Below are 22,645 nucleotides of genomic sequence, written 5' to 3'. Positions count from 1 at the left end.
TGTCAGTCGCCAACAGGATTGACCACAGCCATCCCGGCTCCTTATACTCCGCGCCTGTCTTGCGCAGCCACTGCGCCCGACAAGCCCCGATGGCGGAATTGGTAGACGCGACGGATTCAAAATCCGTTTCTGGTAACAGAGTGGGAGTTCGATTCTCCCTCGGGGCACCATTCGCGTTCTGTGAATGGAGCCATCCCCCTGACTATTGCTCACCTCTCAGCGCCTTGATGCGTTCGCGTAACAGCTGCAGATTATCCTGCCCGCCCTGCAAGCGTGCCTGCTGGGCAGCAGACAGCAGCGCCGGCAATACCGCGTCCAGCGTCTTTTCCAGCTGCAGCAACGCTGCGCCTCGCTGCTGCGAACGTGCTTCCAGCATTCGCCACTCGCGTGCTTGCGGCAACCCGTAACCCTCGGGCAGGAGATCAGCCGGCCGACTGAGAAAACCGCGCTCCAGCAGCAACTGACCAATCAGGTCACCGGCCTCACGCATGGCCTCCTCCGCGTCGCCGTCCAGATAGCGCAGTTTGAGACTGTGCTGTGCGGCCAGCAGCTCCCGTCGCACGGCGGCCTGCTCCAGCAACAACAAGCCGGCGCTCGCGCGCAGATCCGCAGCAGCAAACCAGGGCCGGCGCTCGGCGGGCGGCAGTGCCAGCCAGTGTTCGACCTCCTCGGCAGGCAAGCCCAGCTCGGCGCGCAGCGGCTGGAATATCTGCTGGTAACGCTCGGCATAGGAATCAAAGCGATAGCCCAGCCGCAGCGCCTCGGCCGGGTCATCCAGCACGCTGGCATCAGCCATGCTCCGTGCCTGCAGCGCCTGCAGCAGCCCTATCGGCGTCTGACTGTCGACATCCAGCAGCTTCGGGCTGTCGGTCCCGGTGCGTAACAGCTTGAGTGTCTCGACTGCACAGTTATTGCTGACAAAGTAGTAACGCCCGTCATAGCTCCAGTGCAGCATGGCGCTCTGCTGCGCCACGCCGGCAATCTGCTCTCGGCTCAGCAACAAAGGCACGGAACGCAAGGCGCGCAGCTCAAGCTTGGTATATTCATCCACCACTTGAGCCAGCGGCAGCATGAACAGGCGGGAAGGATAATTCCCTACCAGCCCGTCCCAGTGCGATAGCTGCACGTCCTGGACGAAGGCGCGGAAAGACAGCACCAAGTGCTGGTCCAGATCGAGCATGCAGTCCGGACCGCGCACACGACCCGGCGCGCAGACCACCAGCCGCAGCATGCTGTGCCCCCAGCGGCTCGCCCACTCCTCGTTAGGCTCAGCCAGCAGGTAATGCACGGCATAGATACGCTCCGGATCAAGCCAGCCAACCACGGGCTGATCGGGGCCGCTGGCGGCATTCAGATAGGGATAGCTGTCGGTACAGGCAGCCGCCTCCGGCGACCAGCCTTCAAAGTGCGCAGTGAAGTAGGCGTGCAGCGCCGGCCGGCGGCAGGCGTAATCCGGGTCCAGCAGAAAGTACTCTGCGTTGACGGCGACAAATTCGGCGGGGCTATCCAGCTCATAGGCATCCGGGGAGCGCAGCGTACGGGCGTTGTTAGCCTCACGCTGGCCACGCATCCCGACCCGCTCGGGCCAACCGGCCAGATCCAGCAAGCGCGGGTCGTCGCTCAAACGAAACCGGCGCTCGCCCTGCCCCCGGCACGCAGCCGGCAGGCCCACAGCCCCCTGCACCTGCAGACGCCCGGCGCAATACCAGTGCAGCCTGGCCGGCGGACCCAGTCGGTCGTACAGATGCACCACCTCATGCACCAGCGTACGCAATGCCAGCGCCTGATCACGCTGCATCAGCAGCCGTCGATTCAGCAGCAGACGACCGTCTGTGGTCGCTCTGCCACTGACTTTCGCGGGTAGCGAACCAGCCCAGCGTACCGAGACGTCGTGCAGGCGGGCACGCAGCGTTGGCGGCAGATGCTGCTCGGTCGAACGCAGCAGCTCCCGGGTAAATACCTGCTGCTGCGCATCCAGACCATCCAGCTCCGCGACCAGACGCAACTCGGCATAGACCGGCGCAGCCGTCAGCAGCCACAACTGCAGCCCCACACGCACCAGGCGCATGGCGCCGCAGCAAGCGCGCCTCACCGCGCGAGAATATCCTCGGCCAGCTGCATGTCACTGGCCTCCAGGCCCGGTTGCTGCGCACGCAGCTGCTGCAGCGCCGCTTCCAGCTGAACGCCACGAATCGCGCCGTTGCTGGCAACAAAGCTGGCGGCATCATCACGCGCCTGCATGACCACCTTGTTGTTGCCGCCAGTGGAGGCATCACTGGTGCCTTCTACGCTATTAGCAAGCGAAGAGCCGATGGTATCGGTGGTGCCGACGAAGCTGCTGGCAGCAGCGTTGCCAGCGACCACAAGCAGACCAGCGGCGGCCACGGCATAGAGGGTTTTCATAACGATATTCCTTTTCAGTGAGGTCACCGCCGTCACCGCAGAGGGACAGAGGCGACCGGTAAACGCTGGCAGGCTCAGGCCATCGTCAACTGATGACCGACCATCCCCAGCACAAAACCGAGCACCGCGCCCATGGGCGGCGCCCAGTGACGATCAATCTTCGCCTGCGGCGCGATGTCCTGAAATACTGAATAGCAGATACCGCCGGCGGCGAACAGCATTACCCCCGCAACAACGCTCGGGAATTGCGCCAGCCAGCCGTAGCCGAGCAGGCCACACAGCGGGCCAAGCAAGGCCATGAGGGCAAACAGCGCGGTTACCCTGCGCACAGCGTAGTGGGTACTGGCACGCAGCTCACGACAGGCGTTAAAGCCTTCAGGCAGATTCTGCAGCATCATCAGGCAGGCCAGCAGCACCCCACCGGAACCCCCAGCGGCGAAGGCGGCGCCAAGGGCGATGGACTCGGGAATAAAGTCGGACAGCATGGCGGCCAACTGACTGGCCGGGGTGTTGATGCGATAAAGCAGCAGATCCAGCCCCATGAAGGCCGCTCCGCCAAGGACAAACCAGAATGCGGAACTGGCGGGCGACAGCACCTCGATCCCCTCGGGCACCAGCACCAGCGCCACCGCCGACAACAAAGCACCACCACCGAAGGCGATAATGCCGTGGCGACGCTCTTCATCCAGCCAGTTGGGTCGGATGGACTCCACGCCGGCCAGCAGGGCTCCCGCCGGCATCGCCATGCCAGCCATCAGCGTCAGCCCGATCACCATGATCCACTCTTCCATTTACCCCGCCTCCTGCCAAGCAAAAACCCCGCCTCGACGCGACCGTCGAGGCGGGGTTTCGGACCATCAGATTACAGCTCGTCGAGGAACCGCTCCGCATCCAGCGCCGCCATGCAGCCAGCACCAGCAGAGGTAATCGCCTGACGGTAAACGTGGTCGGCGACATCGCCTGCGGCAAACACACCCGGAATATTGGTCTGAGTGGCATTACCTTCAGTGCCGCTGTTGATTTTCAGGTAGCCGTCTTTCATCTCCAGCTGCCCTTCGAACAGGCCGGTATTGGGCGTGTGGCCGATGGCAATAAAGACCCCTGCCAGGGCGATGTCCTCAGTGCCGCCGCCGTTCAGGGCGATGCGCATGCCGGTCACGCCACTGTCGTCACCCAGCACCTGGTCCAGCGTGGCGTTGAGTTTCAGCTCGATCTTGCCTTCGGCGACACGGGCCATCAGCTTGTCGACCAGAATCTTCTCGGCGCGGAAGCTGTCACGGCGATGCACCAGGGTCACCTTCTTGGCGATATTGGCCAGGTACAGGGCCTCTTCAACCGCCGTGTTGCCGCCACCCACCACCGAGACTTCCTGATTACGATAGAAGAACCCGTCACAGGTCGCGCAGGCAGACACGCCCTTGCCCATAAAGGCCTCTTCAGAGGGCAGACCGAGGTAGCGAGCCGAGGCGCCGGTGGCGATGATCAGTGCATCGCACTGATACTCGCCGCTGTCGCCCCACAGCTTGAGCGGGCGGCTGGTCAGATCGACCTTGTTGATGTGGTCAAACTGGATCTCGGTCTCAAAGCGTTCGGCATGCTTGCGCATCCGCTCCATCAGGTCCGGACCCTGCAGGCCTTCGACGTCGCCCGGCCAGTTGTCCACCTCGGTGGTCGTGGTCAGCTGACCGCCCATCTGCATCCCGGTGATCAGCAGCGGCTTGAGGTTGGCGCGCGCAGCGTAGACTGCAGCGCTGTAGCCAGCAGGGCCGGAGCCGAGGATGATCAGACGGGCGTGACGCACTTCAGACATGTAAACCTCCCAATTCGCCAGCGTACTGGCGGCAGTAATAAAACGGGCAGTCAGGGGTAAGGGGTCCCCGGAACAACGTGACTGCCCCAAAAACGAATTCGATCACAGCTCGCTGGCATGCTCCGCCAGATAGCTGGCAACGCCTGCGGCACTGGCCTGCATACCCTTCTGCCCCTTGCGCCAGCCGGCCGGGCAGACCTCGCCGTGCTCTTCGGTGAACTGCAGCGCCTCGACCAAGCGGATCATCTCATCCACTTCACGGCCCAGCGCCAGATTGTTCACCACCTGATGCTGCACGATACCCGCACGATCAATCAGGAAGGAGGCACGCAACGCCACCCCGTCCTCATGTTCGACCCCGTAGGCACGGGTAATCTCATGCCGCACATCGGCGACCATGGTGAAATCCACCGGTCCGATACCACCCTGCTCAACCGGCGTATTACGCCAGGCAAAGTGGGTGAACTGCGAGTCAATGGATACCCCCACCACCTCAACCCCCAGCGCGCGGAATTTGTCCATGCGATTGTTGTGCGCAATGATTTCCGAGGGGCAGACAAAGGTGAAATCCAGCGGCCAGAAAAACATGACCACATAACGACCACGCAGACTGCTTGAGTCAAAGGCATCAACGATGCTGCCATCGGCCAGCACGGCCGGCGCGACAAAATCCGGCGCCGCACGGTTTACCAGAACGCTCATCCCATTCTCCAGGACAATGGAGCGCAGCTTAAGGCGCTCGGACACATTAGGACATTGCAAAGACTGTATCAGCCAAATAGTTTACCCCTATAGTGCCCGGCTAGGCACTGCACAATTCTGCACGAAAACTCCCCTCCAGGATCAGGCACAATGAAGCACGTAACCGACCTCATGCGCGGCCCCGACTACCTCAAAGAAGGCTGGCGCACCCTGCGTCAACCGGGCCTGCGGCGCCTTGTGCTGATCCCGCTGGTACTGAATCTGATCCTGTTCAGCGCACTGATCGGCTGGGGCATTCAGCAATTCGATCTGTGGATGACACGCCTGATGCCGCAGCTGCCGGACTGGGCCGCCTTTGTCGAATGGCTGCTGTGGCCGCTGTTTGCCCTGGTGGTCCTGCTGGTGCTGTTTTTTGGCTTCAGCGTGGTCGCCAACATCATCGCCTCGCCGTTTTACGGCATTCTGGCGGAGAAAATCGCCGAACAGGAGCGCAACGAGGTCAGTCCGCCGACCGGCTGGCGCGACATCGCCATGCTGGTTCCCCACAGCGTCGGCCGCGAGCTGCGCAAGCTGCGCTACTACCTGCCACGCATGGTGGCGCTGTTGCTGCTCACGTTGATTCCGGTGGTGAACCTGATCGCCTCCCCGCTGCTGCTGGCCTTTGGCGTATGGATGATGGCGGTGCAGTACATCGACTATCAGGCTGATAACGACAAGGTCGGATTTCGCGACATGCTGCGCTGGATGCAGACGCGCCGCAGCCTGTCGCTGGGCTTTGGCCTGCCGGTGTATGTCGGCATGCTGATTCCGCTGGTCAACCTGCTGGTGATGCCGACCGCCGTGGCGGCCTCTACCCTGCTGTGGGTGCGCGAGCGCGAGCAGCAAGCATCATAAAAGCGTCATAAAGATGTCACGCTCCGATCATGGCGGCTGTCCATACTCGGAGCATGACCATACCAGACTCGCCCGGCCGCTGCTTCGCACTGGTCACTGAAACCTATCCCCCGCAGATCAACGGCGTCGCCAACACCCTTGGCCAGCTGTGCAGTGGCCTGCTCGCGCGCCAGCACCGCGTGCAACTGGTACGCCCGGCACTGGCCGACGAGCATCCGGGCAGCGACAGGCAGGGCGACCTGCTGGAACGCCGTGTACGCGGTATGCCGATCCCCGGCTACGCCAGCCTGCAATGGGGGCTGCCGGCCGGCCACCAGTTGCGTCGCCTGTGGCAGCGCGAACGCCCGGATGCCGTCTATCTGGCGACCGAGGGCCCGCTGGGCTGGTCCGCGCTGCGCGTCGCGCGGCGCTTGCAGATTCCGGTCATCAGCGGCTTTCATACCAACTTCCAGCAGTACAGCGACCACTTCCATCTCGGGCTGCTGCACGGGCCAGCCATGCGCTATCTGCGCTGGTTTCACAACCAGACGTTGAGCACGCTGGTCGCCAGCTCGACGCAACAACGCGAGCTGAGCCGCCTGGGCGTGAACAACCTGTGCCTGCTTGGTCGCGGCGTTGATTGCAGGCGCTTCCATCCCGCGCACCGCAGCAGCGAGCTGCGCAGCACCTGGGGCGCCGCCGACAACGATCTGGTGATGCTGCATGTGGGCCGTCTGTCGCCAGAGAAAAACCTGGCGCTGCTGGCCGAGGCCTGGGACCAGGTCAGCACCCAGGACACCAGCGGCCGCAAACTGCATCTGGTGATTGTCGGCGACGGCCCGGCCCGCGCTGAACTGCAACGCCGCCTACCCCACGCCGTGTTTACTGGCGCACTGACCGGCGAGCCGCTGGCAGCAGCCTACGCCAGCGCCGATATCTTCGTCTTCCCCAGCCTGACCGAAACCTTTGGCAACGTGGTGACCGAAGCCATGGCCTCGGGCCTGGCAGTCTGCGCCTTTGATACGGCGGCAGCTCACCAGCACATTCAGGATAGGTACAGCGGCAGTCTGGCGCCCGTGGCCCATGACCGGGTATTTATCGAGAATCTGCAATGGCTAACGGCAGACAGGGAGGGGCGGCGCAGTATCCGCCTGCATGCGCGGCATCGGGCCTGCCAATTGGACTGGAGCAGCATCGTGCAGCGCTTTGAGCGCTACCTGCTGCAGGCCGCCGGGCGGCAGCCTGCGTTGGCACAGGCAGTGCCGAGCAAGTAGCCCGGACTGCCTGATACGGCGGCTCAGACCAGCGTCTTGAGCGCGTCGCGGCTAAACGGAGCGATATCGTCAAAGCGACCTTCGCGTACCTTGTCAGCCCACTGCGGATCTACCAGCAGCGCACGACCAACGGCGACCAGATCAAACTCGTCCGCATCCAGACGCTCAAGCAGGCCGTCGATATTGGCGGTCTGCGCCACCTTGTCGGTGTTGACCATAAATTGCAGGAACTCGCCGTCCAGGCCCACGCTGCCAACGGTGATGCAGGGCTTGCCGGTGATCTTGCGGGTCCAGCCAGCCAGGTTCAGCTCGGAGCTTTCGAACTCCGGCTCCCAGAAGCGACGCTGTGAACAATGGAAGATGTCCACGCCAGCGTCAGACAGCGGTGTCAGGAACTGCTCCAGCAATTCAGGGGTCGGCGCCAGACGTGCGGTGTAGTCCTGCTGCTTCCACTGGGAGAAGCGGAAGATGATCGGGTAGTCGGCACCCACAGCCGCGCGCACGCCCTTGATGATCTCGACCGCGAAGCGACCACGGTTCTCCATGCTGCCGCCGTACTGGTCTTCGCGCTGGTTAGTGCCTTCCCAGAAGAACTGATCGATCAGGTAACCGTGGGCACCGTGCAGTTCAATGGCGTCAAAGCCCACGTCCTTGGCATCCTTGGCGGCCTTGGCAAAGGCCGCAACCACGTCATCGATATCCTGCTGAGTCATACCCTTGACCAGCACCTTGCCATCCTTCTGCTTTTCCATCGGGCCGTAGCCGGGCACGTCACCATTCGGCTCGGTGCCGAGGCGACGGACGTTGCCGACGTGCCACAGCTGCGGTGCAATCTTGCCACCGGCGGCGTGCACCGCATCAACAACCTGCTTCCAGCCGGCCAGCGCGTCTTCACCGTAGAAGTGGGGCACGTTCGGGTAGCCGTTGGCCGCCGCGTGATCAACCACGGTGCCTTCGGTAATGATCAGGCCCACACCGGATTCGGCACGGCGACGGTAGTAATCGACCACTGCCTGATTCGGCACGCCCTTGGGCGAGAAGTTACGGGTCATCGGCGCCATCACGATGCGATTGGACAGCGCCAGATTGCCCAGGGTGAAGGGCTTGAACAGCGGGGTTACGGCTGTGGACATACATACTCTCCTGAACGGGACTGACCAGAACGCTTGTCAACCTGCAAGCTGACCAGTCGTCTTGTCTTTATGGAATGGTTTTCAAGGCTGCAGCAAGCGCTCCAGCTGCTGAATGAACACGCGCAAGGGGCCGATCTGACGGTCGGCCTTCATACGCAGCAGCGCCCCCTCCCAGGCGGCACTGACAAAGCCGGCCAGCGCGGCCGGGTCCTGATCCGCAGCGATCTCGCCCGCAGCCTGCGCCTCGGACAGGCAGTCTGCCAACACCTGATTGGAGCGCTGCAGAATGGCGCTGGCAGCGTAACCGATGGGCTGGCTCTCCTCTGCCATTTCGTGACACAGGCTACCGATAAAACACTGGTGGCTAGGCTGCTCCTGATTGGCGAAATACCCCACCAGATCCCGGTAACAGCGCAGGATACGCTCGCGCGGCGACAGCTGTGACGCACTCAACGCATCGGCAAAACGCTCGATACGCGGCGTGTAGTAGTAGTGCAGCGCCTGAATGGCAAAGTCTTCCTTACTTTCGAAGTAGTGATAGAAAGACCCTTTGGGTACACCGGCACCCTGGGTGATTTCCTGCACTCCAGTGCCGTTGTAGCCCTTGCGCAGCATGACCGCGGTGCCGGAGGCCAGAATGCGCGCGCGTTTGTCTTGGATAGCGTTCATGCGAACACTATACGACCGGTCAACTTTGACTGATAGCCATAAATACACACCATAAATATTAGTGATAAAGCACTATCAGAACAGCCAGCCGCAGATACAAAAAAACCGGGCCTGAGCCCGGTTTTCTGGCGCATCAGCGATCAGTGCTGATGACCACCTTCACCGTGGACGTGACCGTGAGCGATCTCTTCGTCCTGAGCGTCGCGCACTCCAACGACCTTCACTTCAAAGGTCAGACGCTCGCCAGCCAGCGGGTGATTGCCATCGACAGTCACTTCGTCACCTTCCAGTGCCTTGATGGTGACGATCTGCATGCTGCCGTCGGGGCCGGAGGCGTGGAACTGCATGCCCACTTCCAGCTCGTCGACACCTTCGAACATATTGCGACCCAGCACCGCAATCAGCTCTGCATTGAAGTCACCGTAAGCCTCTTCCGGCTCGACAGTCACCTTGATCTCGTCACCGCTCTGCTTGCCTTCCAGCGCCTTTTCCAGACCCGGAATGATGTTGCCGGCACCGTGCAGGTAGACCAGCGGCGCACCACCGACGGACGAATCCAGCACTTCGCCATCATCGTTGGTCAGGGTGTAGTCGATGGACACGGCCTTGTTGGCAGCAATCTGCATAATCTCTTTCCTGTGGTTTTGGGGTAACAGGGGAAGCGCTGATTAATCTGCACTTCCCAAGCCCAAAGTGTACGCGCTATAGCCTAGAAACGCACGGCTTGACCCGACAGGAGGGGCACCGGAAGATGGTCGAACCCACCGGCTTCAATGCGGTCCATAACTCCAGATTCGGCTGAAAGGAATTCGCTCGTACCATGACAAACCGCCTCGTACTGGTCATTAACGGGGGCAGCTCCTCCATCAAAGTGGCCCTGCGCCGCGAGAACACCGCCGGCGCCATCTTCGAGGCGATCGCCGAGCGCCTGAATACAGCCCAGGCTCGCCTGTCCACCTCGGACGGTCTGGAACGGGAACTGTCCGGGGCCGATCACCTCGCCGCGCTGGACGCCTTGCTGCCGCTGGTGGACACCCACCTGGACCAGCCGCTCAGCGCGGTGGGGCACCGCGTGGTACACGGCGGCGAACGCTTCACCAGCGCGCGCCAGATCGATGACGAGGTGATTGCCGGCATCCAGGCCAATGCACCGCTGGCACCGCTGCACAACCCGGCCAACCTGACCGGCATCCGCGCTGCCCTGAAGCTGCTACCGGACACGCCGCAATTCGCTGTCTTCGATACGGCCTTCCACCAGAGCATGCCGCCCCACGCCTTTCGCTACGCTCTGCCCGACGAGCTGTACGCGGTGCACGGTGTGCGCCGCTACGGCTTTCACGGCACCAGCCACAAATACGTCAGCGACCAGGCCAGCGTGCTCTGTGGCAAGGAACGCGGCACCGGCGCCTGGCTGACCGCCCACTTGGGCAACGGCTGCTCCAGCTGCGCGGTGCTGGATGGTCGCAGCATGGATACCAGCATGGGCCTGACGCCGCTGGAGGGCTTGGTCATGGGCACCCGCAGCGGTGACGTGGACCCGAACCTGCACGCGCACTTGGCGCGCACACTCGGCTGGGACCTGCCGCGCATCGAGCACCTGCTCAACCGCGAAAGCGGCCTGCTCGGACTCTCCGGGCTGTCCAACGACATGCGCGAGCTGGAACAGGCCCGCGCCGACGGTCACAGCGGCGCGCAGCTGGCGATCGAGGTATTCTGTTATCGCCTCGCCCGCTCGCTGGCCGGGCTGGCGGTCGCGCTGCCGCGCATCGACGGCCTGATCTTCACCGGCGGCATTGGCGAAAACTCCGCGCTGACCCGCGCACTGACGGTCAAGCATCTGGCCGTCATGGGCCTGCAGCTGGATCCGGACAGCAACAGCCTGCTGCCGCGCGGCGAGGCGGGCCGGGTGGAAGCCGAAGGCTCACCGGCCATTCTGGTGATACCAACCGACGAGGAACGCCAGATCGCCGACGAGAGCCTCACCCTGCTCGACACGCAGCCAAGGAGCCCAATGGCATGAGCCTGCACACTTTCTTTGTCGCCCCCACTGGTTTTGGGGTCGGTCTTACCTCCACCAGCCTCGGCCTGATTCGCGCCCTGGAGCGCACCGGCCTGAAGGTGCACTTTCTCAAGCCCATCGCTCAGCCACACCCGGGCGACGACGGCCCGGAGCGCTCCAGCGAGCTGATCAGCCGCACCCTTGGCCTGACGCCGCCGCCTGCGATGACGCTGTCCCAGGTAGAGCACCAGCTCGCCATGGGCGAGCTGGACGAGGTGCTGGAAGAGATTGTCAGCCGCTATCAGCAGGCCGCCCAGGAGGCTGACGTTGTCGTGGTAGAAGGCATGGTGCCCACCCGGCAAAGCAACTACGCCAGCCAGATCAACCAGCAGTTGGCCAAGAGCCTGGATGCGGACGTGATTCTGGTAACCGCCCCGGACGGTGACGACTTCGCCACGCTGGCCGATCGTATCGAGATCAACGCCCAGACCTTTGGCGGCCTCAAGCATCCGAAGGTGCTGGGCGTGATCATCAACAAGGTAAAGGCACTGGCCACCGAAACCAGCGCCGACATCCCTGACCGCCCGACGCTCAAGAGCACCCTGAAGGACTTTGCCCAGAGCCTGCGCGAGGCCTCCAGCCGGCTCGATACCGACGACTTCCGACTGATCGGCTGCGTGCCCTGGCAAGAAGAGCTGAACGCGCCACGCACCTCCGACATCGCGGAGCTGCTCAAGGCTACCACCTTCCATGCCGGCGACATGCAGCAACGCCGGGTGATGGAAATGGCGCTGTGCTCCCGCACGGTGCCCAACATCATTCACCTGCTGCGCCCTGGCGCGCTGATTGTCACTCCGGGTGATCGCGATGACATCATCATCGCCAGCTCGCTCGCCTCGCTGTCCGGCACACCGCTGGCCGGCCTGCTGCTGACCGGCGGCTATGAGCCCAACCCGCGCGTCATCCAGCTGTGCCAACCGGCACTGGACCAGGGGCTGCCAATTCTCGGCGTACCGACCGACACCTTCGCCACCGCGACCCAGCTCGACCGCATGAACCGCGAGATCCCGATCGACGACCGCGAGCGCGCCGAAAAGGTGACCGACTTTGTCGCCAGCCATATCGACCATGTATGGCTGGCCAAGCGCTGCGACACACCACGCGAAAAGCGTATGTCGCCGCCGGCGTTCCGCTACGAGCTGGTGCGCCAGGCCCAGCACGCCGCCAAGACCATCGTGCTGCCCGAAGGCGACGAACCGCGCACCGTGCAGGCCGCCGCCATCTGCCAGCGCCGGGGCATCGCCAACTGCATCCTGCTGGCCAAACGCGAGTCGGTTGAAGCGGTAGCCCGCGCCCAGCACATCGCCCTGCCCGAGGGCCTGCAGATCGTCGACCCGGATCAGGTGCGCGAGCGCTACGTGGCTCCCATGGTCAAGCTACGCGAGGGCAAGGGGCTGAACGAGCCCATGGCCCTGCAACAGCTTGAAGACAACGTGGTGCTCGGCACCATGATGCTGGCACTGGATGAAGTCGACGGGCTGGTGTCTGGCGCCATTCACACCACCGCCAACACCATTCGCCCGGCGTTTCAGCTGATCAAGACGGCCCCCGGTTACAACCTGGTGTCGTCGATCTTCTTCATGCTGCTGCCCGAGCAGGTGCTGGTCTACGGCGACTGCGCGGTGAACCCCGACCCCAGCGCCGAGGATCTGGCAGAGATTGCCATCCAGAGCGCGCGTTCGGCCGAAGCCTTTGGGATTCCGGCGCGCGTGGCAATGATCAGCTACTCCACCGGCACCTCCGGCAGCGGCAGCGAAGTCGAGAAAGTCCGCGAGGCAACCCGTCTGGCCCGCGAACGCGAGCCCGGACTGTTGCTCGACGGCCCGCTCCAGTATGATGCCGCCGCCATCGCTAGTGTCGGCCGCCAGAAAGCGCCAGACAGCCCGGTGGCCGGTCAGGCGACGGTGTTCGTCTTCCCTGACCTGAACACCGGTAATACCACCTACAAGGCGGTACAGCGCAGTGCCAACGTGGTCAGCGTCGGCCCCATGCTGCAGGGCCTGCGCAAACCGGTGAACGACCTGTCTCGCGGCGCGCTGGTCGACGATATCGTCTATACCATTGCGCTGACCGCCATCCAGGCCTACAACAACGAATAGACGACAGCCGCATAAGCGGGCACCACGCCGTGAACGTCGTCTGAGACCAATAAGAATGGCCGCCTGCGGGCGGCCCTGGACGAGCCGAACCCATGCTGTCGTTTCTGCCTGCCCCCGTACGGGGCACCCTTGCCGCACTGCTGCTGGTGCTTAACACCCTGGTGCATGCGCCTATTCTGTTTGTCTTCGCGCTGATCAAGCTGATACCGATACCCGCGCTGCGCACCTGGTGCACCCGGGTGATGATCAGCGTTGCCGAATTCTGGATGCGCTGCAACAGCGCCTGGATGGCCCTTAGCGGCAATATTCGCTGGGACATCGAAGGACGCGAGCGACTGGACTACAACGGCTGGTATCTGGTCACTAGCAACCACCAAAGCTGGGTCGACATTCTGGCCCTGCAGCACGTGCTGAATCGCCATATGCCGATGCTCAAGTTCTTCCTCAAGCAGGAATTAATCTGGGTGCCGGTGATCGGCCTGTGCTGGTGGGCCCTCGACTTCCCCTTCATGAAGCGCTACACCAAGGCCTACTTGGCCAAGCACCCGGAAAAGGCCGGGCAGGATCTGGCGACCACGCGCAAGGCCTGCGAGAAGTTCAAAAGCACGCCGGTGGCCATCTTCAACTTTCTCGAAGGCACCCGCCTGACACCCGCCAAGCACCGGCAACAACAGTCACCGTTCAAGTATCTGCTCAAACCCAAGTCCGGCGGCATCGCCTTTGTGCTCGATGCCATGGGTGAGCAGTTGCGCTCGCTGCTGGATATCACCATCCACTACCCCGGCGGCAACCCGAGCTTCTGGGGGCTGATGTGCGGCAAGGTCACCCACGTCGTCATGCACCTGGAACTCAAGCCGATTCCGGCCGAGTTTATTGGCCGCAATTACCAGGAAGACGAAACCTTTCGCGCCGAGTTCCAGGCCTGGGTCAACCAGCTCTGGATCGACAAGGACGCACACATGGCGCGTTTGCACCAGCAATATCCGACGCCGGCTGATCGGGCGAAAGAGCAATAGCGCTGGGCGCCTGGGGCGCTAGCCGTGCGTTGGATTTACCGCTAAAAAGGCCCATCACAGGTCACCAGGATGGTCCTTCCAGTCCGCTGAGCACTTTATGCACTGAGCTGTTACCCAGTTGGCCTTTCGCCTTCACGGCGAGCCAAGGGGGGCTGCTTGCCCAGCCCCCCAAAGGGAAGCGCTGACCCATTTCACGCGCCCTCTGCGAGTGCTCAAGCATGCAGATGCAAGGCGCGATGTGCAGCCAATAGTGGTTCTATTGGCAAGCAGCGCAACGTAGTCAGATGCATGCTTGAGCGCTCGCCCTGCGGGGCGCTCAAGCCGGTCCGAACTCTGCGTTGTGATTTCTCGACAGGTCCCGACATGCCTTCGAAACCACGCCTTGATTGCGGACCGGCCTGAGCGCCAGAGGGCATGTGAAATGGGTTAGCGCTTCCCGGAATCCCCCGGGCACCCGACTACGCGGCCCTTCGGGTTCGCTGCGTTGCTCGGGCTAACGGGGGTGGCCGGCGAGGTAGTCATAAAACTCGGCTCTTCGAGCCTCAGACATCCTATGACTCTTTTTCCCGTCAGCCCTGCGCTACTCGCCCGCGTAAACGGGACGAACCCCAGTGCACACTCCACCCTTCGAGCATCCAACACACTAAGCCAGTGCAGCTACTCGGAGAATAAAAAAAGGCCAACCGGTTACCCGGTTGGCCTTTTTACTGCCGCGTCCTGATCAAAGCTGACGCAGGGTGATCTCTACACGGCGGTTCTGTGCGCGACCTGCTTCGGTAGCGTTGCTGGCAATCGGCTGGCTGGGGCCAACGCCGGCGCTGCTGATGCGCGCGCCGCTCACGCCCTGACCGGACAGGTAGGAGGCGACGCTGGTGGCACGCTCACGCGACAGGCGCATGTTCAGCTCCTGCGAGCCGGTGCTGTCGGTGTGGCCGACAATGTTGATACCGTTCTGATCGAACTCCTTGAACACCTTCACCAGCGAGTTCAGGGTCGGGTAAAAGCTGCTGGCGATATCGGAGGAGCCGGAGGCAAAGGTGATGTTGCCCGGCATGACCAGTTGCAGGGTGTCACCGTTACGGATGACCTGCACACCGGTGCCGGTCAGTTCCTGGCGCAGGCGCTGCTCCTGCTTGTCGACGTAATAGCCGTAGCCGCCACCCGCTGCACCGCCCACGGCGGCGCCGATCAGCGCGCCCTTGGCACGGTCGTCGCTGCTGGAGGTAGCGGCGCCAATGGCGGCCCCTGCCAATGCGCCAATACCGCCGTAGGTCGCTGACTTGCCGGCCTGCTCTTCGCCGGTGTAGGGGTTATTGGTGCAACCTGCAATCATCAGTGCGCAGGCACCAGCGATAATCAAACCTTGGCTTTTCATATTGATTCCCTTGTTTCGTTGGTTCCAGACCATCAGGCAGAGGCACAACCCTGCCTGTACGCAGCTTAGCCGCGAATAAACGGATTCTCGCGAATCTCCTCTCCGATGCGCGTCTCCGGTCCATGGCCGGTAACGACAACCGCATCTTCATCGAGGCTATAGAGTCTCTGACGGATGGATTGTTCAATCTGGCGATAATCTCCGCCCCACAGGTCAGTGCGACCAATACCGCGCCGGAACAGCGTATCGCCGGCAATCAACAGCTTGTCCTGCGGAAACCAGAAGCTCATCGAGCCCGGCGTGTGCCCCGGTGTATGCAGCGCCACGCCGCAGCCGCAGGCCAGTTCCTGGTCATCGCTGAGCCACTGATCCGGTGCCGGCACCGGCGTGTAGGGCACGCCGAACATCTTGCACTGCATCTCCAGATTGTCCCAGAGGAACTGGTCCTCCTTGTGCAGATGCAGCGTTGCGCCGGTCGCCTTTTTCAACTCGCCTGAGGCAAGAAAATGGTCCAGGTGCGCGTGGGTGTGAATAATGCTGACCAGTGTGAGCCCCAGCTCGTCCAGGCGTTTGAGAATAAACTGATGGTCGCCGCCCGGGTCCACCACGATGGCTTTTTTGCTGACGGGGTCACCAATCAGCGTGCAGTTGCACTGCAACGGGCCAACGGGGAAGGTTTCGCGGATCAGGCTGGGTGTCTGGTGCATGGCATATCCGGGTCAGGCGATGGGGGCGGCCGCGTACCGTGCACGGCCAGCGAATAAACCGAGTATACCAGCGCCTCCAGGCGACAGCCGGCAGCGACTGTCATCAACGAGCTGTTACAATCCGCGCACCCACCCGCCAAGAGGATTATTTAATGGCTACCAACCGCTCGCGCCGCCTGCGCAAGAAACTCTGTGTCGACGAATTCCAGGAACTGGGCTTCGAACTGAATCTGGAATTCAAACCGGACCTGTCAGACGACGCCATCAATCACTATCTGGAGCAGTTTCTGCGCGAGGCGATCATTGCCAACGGCCTGGACTACGTGGGTGGGGAAGACTTTGGTCTGATCTGTCTGGCTAAACGCGGCTCGGTCAGTGAAGAGCAGCGCAGCGCTGTCGAGAGCTGGCTGAAAGGCCGCGACGAGCTGGCCAGCTTCACCGTCAGCCCGCTGCAGGATGCCTGGTATCCGAGCATGCCGATTCCGGCAGCCTGATACCAGAGCGCCGCCGGGCAGCTGCCCGGCGGCTGTTCGGCTAGTCCTGGTACAACTCGTCCAGGCCCAGCCCCACCGCCAGTTCGCCGCCAAAGCGCGTACCGGTTTGCCCCTCTGCCAGACGCTGCTGCGCCTTGCCGTAGGCCTCCACCGACAACGGCATGTAGCCGGTCACATGCAACCAGTGACGCACGCCATCCAGGTAGCCCTCCAGAAAGGGCCGCAAGGTTGCCTTCTGCTCCAGCGCACCAGCATTCACATACAGGAACAGCGGCCGCGCCAGCGGCTGATACTGGCCACCCAGCACCTCGTTCAACGCCGGATAGACCGGTCCTTTACCGCTATCCACCGCGACGTCATGCAGCTCCTGCCAATGCCGGAAGTAAGCGCCGACACCAAAGAAGCCCAGTGCATCAGGCTCCGCCAGCATGGCCTCGACCAACTCCTCTTCGTTCTCGCTGGCCAGGTAATCACTGCGGCTGGCACGCGTTTCGCCGTTGATCACGGCGGTGAAGTAATCGTAGGTACCGGAGTTGCTGCCACGACCAAACAGACTGACAGGCCGATCCGGCCACTCGGCGCGCAGGTCCTGCCAGGTGATTTCCTGGCCCTCGGCCTGCGGCTGCCACAGTGTTTTCAGCTCATCGGTGGTGATGTCGCGCACCCAGTCATTGCTGCCATTGACGACAATGGCGATGGCGTCAAAGGCGATGGGCAGCTCGACATAACGCACACCGGCGGCCTCACAGCTCGCCATCTCCTCGCGGTTGATCGGCCGCGAGGCATTGCTGATGTCGGTTTCACCGGCGCAAAAGCGTCGGAACCCCGCAGTGGTGCCGGAGAACCGATTATCAACCACCAGCTTGCTGCGCTCAGCCGCTTCCTGGGTGATGGGAAACACGGTGCTGGAACCATCGGCCAGGATGGTATCGCTGGCAAACGCCGGCGACGCCAGCAGTCCGGCAATCAGCCCGCTCAGGGTTAGACGTCGAACAGTGCTCAGTGTCATGGCTTTTTGCTCCGCAGCTCGTCCAGCACCAGCTGGAAGAAGACTTTGACCTGCCCCCACTTGACCGGCGTCCACTCGGGGCTCAGCTCGATGCTATCGACCAGCGCATGCTGGGCGTCGGCCTCGCGCTCATCCAGCTCGGCACGGATTTCATGGATGCGCTGCTCTGTCTCGTCCAGGATGGCTTTCAATTCCTGGGTCGAAAGATGCTCAAGATCAGTCATGATGTTTCCTTCCTTTGAAGTATCTGGTGATCAAAACACCATGCTCGCCGCGATCAGCAGCAGCGGCAGCACGATAAACACACCCAGCATCCAGATGGCGGCAAAGATCTTCTTCTCGACCGCAATATCGGCCAGCCATTCGGCCCCCTTGATGGGCAGGTCACGCAGGAACGGCAGGCCAAAGATCACCACCACGGCGAAGACGTTGAACATCAGGTGCACCAGCGCAATCTGCAGCGCTGACGATGCCACCGCCCCGCCAACCGCCGTGGCGGCCAGCAAGGCCGTGACCGTGGTGCCGATGTTGGCACCCAGCATGAAGGGATAGATCTGCCTCAGGCTGAAGGTACCGGAGCCGGCCAGTGGGACCATCAGGCTGGTGGTGGTCGAGGAGGACTGCACAAAGGTGGTCACCAGCGCACCGGAAGCGATGCCGGCAACCGGCCCACGGCCGATCGCCGAGTGCAGTACTTCCTTCGCCTTGCCGACCATCAGCACCTTGAGCAGCTTGCCGGTGTAGGTGATGGCCACAAAGATCAGCACCAACCCGGCCAGCACCATTGCCGCACCCGCCATGGCCCCCGGCAGCAAGCCGGTGACGCTGTCGACCAGGTTGACGAAGGGCTTGGTCAGGCTTTTCACGAAGTTCATGTCGGACATCGAATAGCTGTCCGCGCCCACCAGCAGGGTTGCCAGCCAGGCCGATACCTTTTCCAGCAGGCCAAACATGATCTCCAGCGGTAAAAAGATCGCAACGGCAATCAGGTTGAAAAAGTCATGCACGGTGGCCGCCGAAAAGGCCCGTCGAAATTCGCTTTTGTCACGCACATGGCCGAGGCTGACCAACGTGTTGGTCACGGTGGTGCCCACGTTGGAGCCCATGATCATGGGAATGGCGATACCCACCGGCAGCCCGCCCGCGACCATGCCGACGATCAGTGAGGTAACGGTGGAGGACGACTGAATCAGCGCCGTGGCAACAATGCCGATCACCAGGCCCACATAGGGGTTGGAGGCAAAGGAGAACAGCTCCTGAGCCTGCCCTCCCGTTGCCGCCTTGAAACCGGAACCGATCATGCTGACCGCGCAGATCAGCACATAGATCAATCCGAGTACGGCCAGCCACTGGGGCCAGCGGCTGCCGCTGACTGCCTGCGGTGCCTGTAACGCTTCTGCGTTGCTGTTCATGGAAACTCCTCCGTTGAGAAAAAGCCATCATCAGCTCGCCGCATGACAGAGCGGTGACGCCCGGCAAGCTGTGCGATGGCGTCAGGGTCAGTAGCGCTTGGGAACGTAAAGCTCGTTGGGCAGGGTCTGGCGCTCGTAATCCGGATCAAACACCCGATCGGGCAGATCAATCTTGTCCTGGGTCACGCTTTGGTAGGGTATGTGGTCCAGCAGGTGATGGATGCAGTCCAGCCGCGCGCGCTTTTTGTCATTGCCCTCAACGATGTACCAGGGCGCCTCGGGAATGTTGGTACGCGCGAACATCTCTTCCTTGGCCCGGGTGTAGTCCTCCCAGCGCACCCGCGACTGCAGATCCATGGGCGAGAGCTTCCACTGCTTCATCGGGTCGTGAATGCGCATGAGAAAGCGCATCTGCTGCTCTTCGTCGGTAATCGAAAACCAGTACTTGATGAGGATGATCCCCGAGCGCACCAGCATGCGCTCAAACTCCGGCACATCCTCGAAGAACTGCTCCACCTGGCCTTCGCTGGCAAAGCCCATCACCCGTTCGACCCCGGCGCGGTTATACCAGGAGCGGTCGAACAGCACGATTTCACCGGCGGCCGGCAGGTGCGGCACATAGCGCTGGAAATACCACTGGGTACGCTCCCGGTCGGTCGGCTTGGGCAAGGCCACCACCCGGCAAACACGCGGATTGAGCCGCTGGGTAATACGTTTGATCACCCCGCCCTTACCCGCCGCATCGCGCCCTTCAAACACCACCACAACCTTCTGCCCGGTACTGGCAACCCAGTCCTGCAGTTTGATCAGCTCGGACTGCAGCGGCAGCAGCGCTTCAAAATAGTGGCGTCGTTCCAGTGTGGGGGCATGGTTGGATTTGTAGATACGGCGCAGCGCCAGCGACAGTTCCGGATCGGAGATTTCCATTTCCAGATCTTCGTCAAACGCATCAGCCAGTTCGGCTTCAAGCCAGCTCAAGGAGCCCGGGGAGTCTTGCATGACCTGATCCTGTGGTCGAAAGAGGAAGGCGGCGCATGAGGCGCCATCCCCTTAAGCTAGGATCAGTAGATGAACAAATAATGAACAGTTGCTTGCTGTCAGCCTTCGCGGTCGCGCTCATGGCCCTGTAGGCCAGCAAAGGCAGGCAACCAGGCCTCGCGGCGACAGGTCCACAGCTGGTAGCTGGGCGCAAACAGGCTCGGCGCATCCAGCGCACCCAAGTGCACTTCCATCTCATCACCACTGCGCGAATAAACCGACGAGCCGCAGACCGGGCAGAAGTATCGTCCCGCGTACTCTGCGACTTGACCTGTCACCTGCACTGCCGCACCCGGGAAAATAGCCGAGGCATGAAACAGTGCGCCATGATGCTTGCGGCAATCCATACAATGGCAGACACCCACGCGCAGCGGCTCACCCTCCGCGCGCAAGCGCACGGCGCCGCAAAGACAGCCGCCGAATACTGTGTTCATTACCCTGCCCTCCGCCGCGCAAATCCTCTCCAGAACCATCCTGCGATCAGTATCTCGCCGAGGCAAGCATGGACTTAGCCAGAGGAGCGCAGCTGCTCCAGCACGCGCTGCACCAGCGCATCCTTCTCACCCAATGGGGCGACGTAATGAATCGCCTGTGCCGCCGCCGCCTCCCCCGACAACCGCCAGATAAGCCAAGCCGCCAGATAAACCGACGCCAGACAACCACCGGCGGTGGCGATATTGCCCTGTTGAAAAAACGGCTGCTCCAGCACCTCAACTCCTGCCTCAACGACCCAGGGACGAGTAGTCAGATCAGTGCACGCGGGGATACCGTTCAACAGACCAAGCTTGGCCAGCAGCAACGCGCCTGAGCACTGCGCCGCCAGCAACTGGCGCGCGGGGTCGAGGTGCAGCTGCGCCATCAGCCCGTCGTCAGCAGCAATCTGCCGCGTCTGCATACCGCTGCCGACCAGCACCGCGTCCGCGCTGCACGCCTCTGCCAGCGAGACTTGCCGATCAACCACCAGCCCGTTCATCGAACGCGGGCGCTCGACCGCGCTGGCGATGGTCACGCGCCAGTCGTCACGGCGCACTCGATTGAGAATGCCGTAGGCGATAAAGGAGTCGAGCTCGTTGAATCCATCGAAGGTCAGGATACTGATGTGCATGGCATTTCACCCTCTGAGCAGGTTGCTGTTGCCGCGCAGAATCAGTTGAAAGACCATGACAATCAATTAATTGTCATGGATACAACAATGCCTGCAGCTCGCTACAAGCGCCTGGTTGACCACCTCGCCGAACAGATCCGCACCGGCGCGCTGCCACCCGGTACTCGCCTGCCCACCCATCGCAGCCTGGCGCGGCAGGAGCAGTTCGCCCTGACCACCGCGTCGCGCGTGTACGCCGAGCTCGAGTCAATGGGGCTGGTCAGCGCCGAAACCGGACGCGGTACCTTTGTGCGGGAAACCAGCGTGCCTGCTGGCCACGGCATCGACCAGAGCCCAACCGCACCGGGCATGTTCGATCTGAACTTCAACTACCCGGAATTGCCGGAACAGCCTGAGTTGCTGCGCGATGCGCTACGCCAGCTGGCCAACGCAGGCGATCTGGATGCGCTGTTGCGTTACCAGCCCCACGCCGGGCGCCGGCACGAACGCGCGATCATCGCAGGCCACCTGGGCACGCGCGGGTTGGCGGTTAGCGCTGAGCAGGTGTTGCTGGTCAGCGGTGCCCAGCACGGCTTGACCGTCGCCCTGATGAGCCAGCTCAAAGCGGGTGACGTGATTGCCGCCGACGCCCTGACCTACCCCGGTTTCAAGACGATTGCTCACGCCCTGCAGCTGGAGGTGCTGCCGCTCCCCGCAGACGACAACGGGCCGGATCTGGCCGCACTCGACGCACTCTGCCAGCGTCGCAAGGTGCGTGCCCTGTATTGCATGCCCACGCTGCACAATCCGCTGGGCTGGGTCATGAGTCGTGCGCAGCGTAAGCGGCTGGCCGCCATGGCGCGCAAACATGATCTGCTGCTGATCGAAGACGCCGCCTATGCCTTTCTCGCGGAGGACCCACCAGCGCCGTTATACAACTTTGCGCCAGAGCGCACCCTTTACGTTTCGGGCTTTTCCAAAAGCGTGGCCACCGGCTTGCGGGTAGGGTATCTGGTCGCCCCAAGCGACCGGGTAGCCCCTCTGGAACGCGCGATCAGAGCAACGACCTGGAATACCCCCGCCATCCTCACCCGCATCACCTGCGACTGGATAGCCAATGGCACAGTGCAGCAACTGGAGCAGGCCAAGCGCCGCGATGCGGCCGCGCGTCAGCAATGTGCTCGCCGCGTGCTGCATGGCCTGCCCTGGCACGGGCATCCAAACAGCTATTTTCTCTGGTTGCCGCTACCGGCCACGGTACGCGCCGAGCAGGTGGTCTCCGCACTCTTGCAACGCAAGGTGTCGGTATCCAGCGCAGCACCCTTTGCAGTGGGTGATCACAGGCCGCAGGCAATCCGACTGGCGCTGGGCTCGCTCGACAAAGCACGCCTTGAATCAGCGCTGCTGCTGGTCAAAGAGGTGATCGACGCCGCCGCATGTGGTGCACTCGGCTAGGGTCTGTCGACGTTTCGTTCGTCCGCCTGTTGC

Annotated in this window: 23 protein-coding genes and 1 tRNA gene; 8 read left to right on the top strand and 16 right to left on the bottom strand. The window is 62.4% G+C overall.

The window, feature by feature from the left end:
- Positions 1-83: 83 nt before the first annotated feature.
- Positions 84-170, top strand: a tRNA-Leu gene (locus CNQ84_RS05690).
- A gap of 32 nt (positions 171-202) precedes the next feature.
- Here CNQ84_RS05690 and CNQ84_RS05685 read toward each other — a convergent pair.
- The 5 genes from CNQ84_RS05685 to CNQ84_RS05665 all read right to left on the bottom strand — a co-directional run bounded on the left by CNQ84_RS05685 (position 203) and on the right by CNQ84_RS05665 (position 4,915).
- Entirely contained in the window at positions 203-2,068 is a 1,866-nt protein-coding gene (locus CNQ84_RS05685) for a DUF7844 domain-containing protein (protein WP_096003939.1), read from the bottom strand.
- 20 nt (positions 2,069-2,088) lie between these two features.
- Complete coding sequence (locus tag CNQ84_RS05680; protein ID WP_096003938.1) at positions 2,089-2,403, bottom strand: DUF2388 domain-containing protein; 315 nt, start codon at positions 2,401-2,403, stop codon at positions 2,089-2,091.
- Between the two features lie 74 nt (positions 2,404-2,477).
- A complete protein-coding gene (locus tag CNQ84_RS05675) occupies positions 2,478-3,194 on the bottom strand; it encodes a ZIP family metal transporter (RefSeq protein WP_096003937.1) in 717 nt (238 codons plus the stop codon).
- 71 nt (positions 3,195-3,265) lie between these two features.
- Complete coding sequence (gene trxB, locus CNQ84_RS05670; RefSeq protein ID WP_096003936.1) at positions 3,266-4,213, bottom strand: thioredoxin-disulfide reductase; 948 nt, start codon at positions 4,211-4,213, stop codon at positions 3,266-3,268.
- Positions 4,214-4,315: 102 nt separating this feature from the next.
- A complete protein-coding gene (locus tag CNQ84_RS05665; protein WP_096003935.1) occupies positions 4,316-4,915 on the bottom strand; it encodes a peroxiredoxin in 600 nt (199 codons plus the stop codon).
- Positions 4,916-5,065: 150 nt separating this feature from the next.
- Here CNQ84_RS05665 and cysZ point away from each other — a divergent pair, with 150 nt between their 5' ends.
- Positions 5,066-5,809: a sulfate transporter CysZ gene (cysZ, locus tag CNQ84_RS05660; RefSeq protein WP_096003934.1), complete on the top strand. Its 744-nt coding sequence runs from the start codon at positions 5,066-5,068 to the stop codon at positions 5,807-5,809.
- Between the two features lie 29 nt (positions 5,810-5,838).
- Positions 5,839-7,062: a glycosyltransferase family 4 protein gene (locus CNQ84_RS05655; protein ID WP_425439948.1), complete on the top strand. Its 1,224-nt coding sequence runs from the start codon at positions 5,839-5,841 to the stop codon at positions 7,060-7,062.
- A 23-nt stretch (positions 7,063-7,085) separates the two neighbouring features.
- Here CNQ84_RS05655 and CNQ84_RS05650 read toward each other — a convergent pair whose 3' ends face one another.
- The 3 genes from CNQ84_RS05650 to CNQ84_RS05640 all read right to left on the bottom strand — a co-directional run bounded on the left by CNQ84_RS05650 (position 7,086) and on the right by CNQ84_RS05640 (position 9,490).
- Positions 7,086-8,195 (bottom strand): NADH:flavin oxidoreductase, encoded by a 1,110-nt coding sequence (locus CNQ84_RS05650; protein WP_096003932.1) that lies wholly within the window; start codon positions 8,193-8,195, stop codon positions 7,086-7,088.
- An 81-nt stretch (positions 8,196-8,276) separates the two neighbouring features.
- A complete protein-coding gene (locus CNQ84_RS05645) occupies positions 8,277-8,864 on the bottom strand; it encodes a TetR/AcrR family transcriptional regulator (protein WP_096003931.1) in 588 nt (195 codons plus the stop codon).
- 140 nt (positions 8,865-9,004) lie between these two features.
- Positions 9,005-9,490, bottom strand: a complete 486-nt coding sequence (locus CNQ84_RS05640; protein ID WP_096003930.1) for an FKBP-type peptidyl-prolyl cis-trans isomerase — start codon at positions 9,488-9,490, stop codon at positions 9,005-9,007.
- A gap of 194 nt (positions 9,491-9,684) precedes the next feature.
- On the opposite strand from CNQ84_RS05640, the gene CNQ84_RS05635 reads away from it, so the two are divergent.
- The 3 genes from CNQ84_RS05635 to CNQ84_RS05625 all read left to right on the top strand — a co-directional run bounded on the left by CNQ84_RS05635 (position 9,685) and on the right by CNQ84_RS05625 (position 14,038).
- Positions 9,685-10,884, top strand: coding sequence for an acetate/propionate family kinase (locus tag CNQ84_RS05635; RefSeq protein ID WP_096003929.1), 1,200 nt, complete (start codon positions 9,685-9,687; stop codon positions 10,882-10,884).
- 2 nt (positions 10,885-10,886) lie between these two features.
- The gene (gene pta / locus CNQ84_RS05630; protein ID WP_096004039.1) at positions 10,887-13,022 is read left to right on the top strand and encodes a phosphate acetyltransferase; all 2,136 of its coding nucleotides are present in this window, start codon (positions 10,887-10,889) and stop codon (positions 13,020-13,022) included.
- Positions 13,023-13,114: 92 nt separating this feature from the next.
- A complete protein-coding gene (locus CNQ84_RS05625; protein ID WP_096003928.1) occupies positions 13,115-14,038 on the top strand; it encodes an acyltransferase in 924 nt (307 codons plus the stop codon).
- A gap of 721 nt (positions 14,039-14,759) precedes the next feature.
- On the opposite strand, the gene CNQ84_RS05620 is transcribed toward CNQ84_RS05625, so the two are convergent.
- Positions 14,760-15,413 (bottom strand): YiaD family glycine zipper/OmpA-like lipoprotein, encoded by a 654-nt coding sequence (locus tag CNQ84_RS05620; protein ID WP_096003927.1) that lies wholly within the window; start codon positions 15,411-15,413, stop codon positions 14,760-14,762.
- Between the two features lie 65 nt (positions 15,414-15,478).
- Positions 15,479-16,120: an MBL fold metallo-hydrolase gene (locus CNQ84_RS05615; RefSeq protein WP_096003926.1), complete on the bottom strand. Its 642-nt coding sequence runs from the start codon at positions 16,118-16,120 to the stop codon at positions 15,479-15,481.
- A gap of 152 nt (positions 16,121-16,272) precedes the next feature.
- On the opposite strand from CNQ84_RS05615, the gene CNQ84_RS05610 reads away from it, so the two are divergent.
- Positions 16,273-16,614, top strand: a complete 342-nt coding sequence (locus tag CNQ84_RS05610; RefSeq protein ID WP_096003925.1) for a 50S ribosome-binding protein YggL — start codon at positions 16,273-16,275, stop codon at positions 16,612-16,614.
- 40 nt (positions 16,615-16,654) lie between these two features.
- On the opposite strand, the gene CNQ84_RS05605 is transcribed toward CNQ84_RS05610, so the two are convergent.
- From CNQ84_RS05605 to CNQ84_RS05580, 6 genes are all read right to left on the bottom strand, one after another.
- Entirely contained in the window at positions 16,655-17,623 is a 969-nt protein-coding gene (locus CNQ84_RS05605) for a PstS family phosphate ABC transporter substrate-binding protein (RefSeq protein ID WP_096003924.1), read from the bottom strand.
- Entirely contained in the window at positions 17,620-17,847 is a 228-nt protein-coding gene (locus CNQ84_RS05600) for a hypothetical protein (protein WP_096003923.1), read from the bottom strand. Before CNQ84_RS05600 ends, CNQ84_RS05605 begins: the two co-directional genes overlap by 4 nt.
- 30 nt (positions 17,848-17,877) lie before the next feature.
- Complete coding sequence (locus CNQ84_RS05595) at positions 17,878-19,035, bottom strand: Na/Pi symporter (protein ID WP_096003922.1); 1,158 nt, start codon at positions 19,033-19,035, stop codon at positions 17,878-17,880.
- Between the two features lie 87 nt (positions 19,036-19,122).
- Complete coding sequence (gene ppk2, locus CNQ84_RS05590) at positions 19,123-20,034, bottom strand: polyphosphate kinase 2 (RefSeq protein WP_096003921.1); 912 nt, start codon at positions 20,032-20,034, stop codon at positions 19,123-19,125.
- A 98-nt stretch (positions 20,035-20,132) separates the two neighbouring features.
- Positions 20,133-20,507, bottom strand: a complete 375-nt coding sequence (locus CNQ84_RS05585; protein ID WP_096003920.1) for a GFA family protein — start codon at positions 20,505-20,507, stop codon at positions 20,133-20,135.
- Between the two features lie 74 nt (positions 20,508-20,581).
- The gene (locus CNQ84_RS05580) at positions 20,582-21,178 is read right to left on the bottom strand and encodes a DJ-1/PfpI family protein (RefSeq protein ID WP_096003919.1); all 597 of its coding nucleotides are present in this window, start codon (positions 21,176-21,178) and stop codon (positions 20,582-20,584) included.
- An 87-nt stretch (positions 21,179-21,265) separates the two neighbouring features.
- Here CNQ84_RS05580 and CNQ84_RS05575 point away from each other — a divergent pair, with 87 nt between their 5' ends.
- The gene (locus CNQ84_RS05575; protein WP_096003918.1) at positions 21,266-22,612 is read left to right on the top strand and encodes an aminotransferase-like domain-containing protein; all 1,347 of its coding nucleotides are present in this window, start codon (positions 21,266-21,268) and stop codon (positions 22,610-22,612) included.
- Positions 22,613-22,645: the final 33 nt, after the last annotated feature.

The organism is Pseudomonas abyssi, assembly GCF_002307495.1.
GTDB lineage: Bacteria > Pseudomonadota > Gammaproteobacteria > Pseudomonadales > Pseudomonadaceae > Halopseudomonas > Halopseudomonas abyssi.
This window is presented reverse-complemented; position numbering and strand designations above follow the sequence as displayed.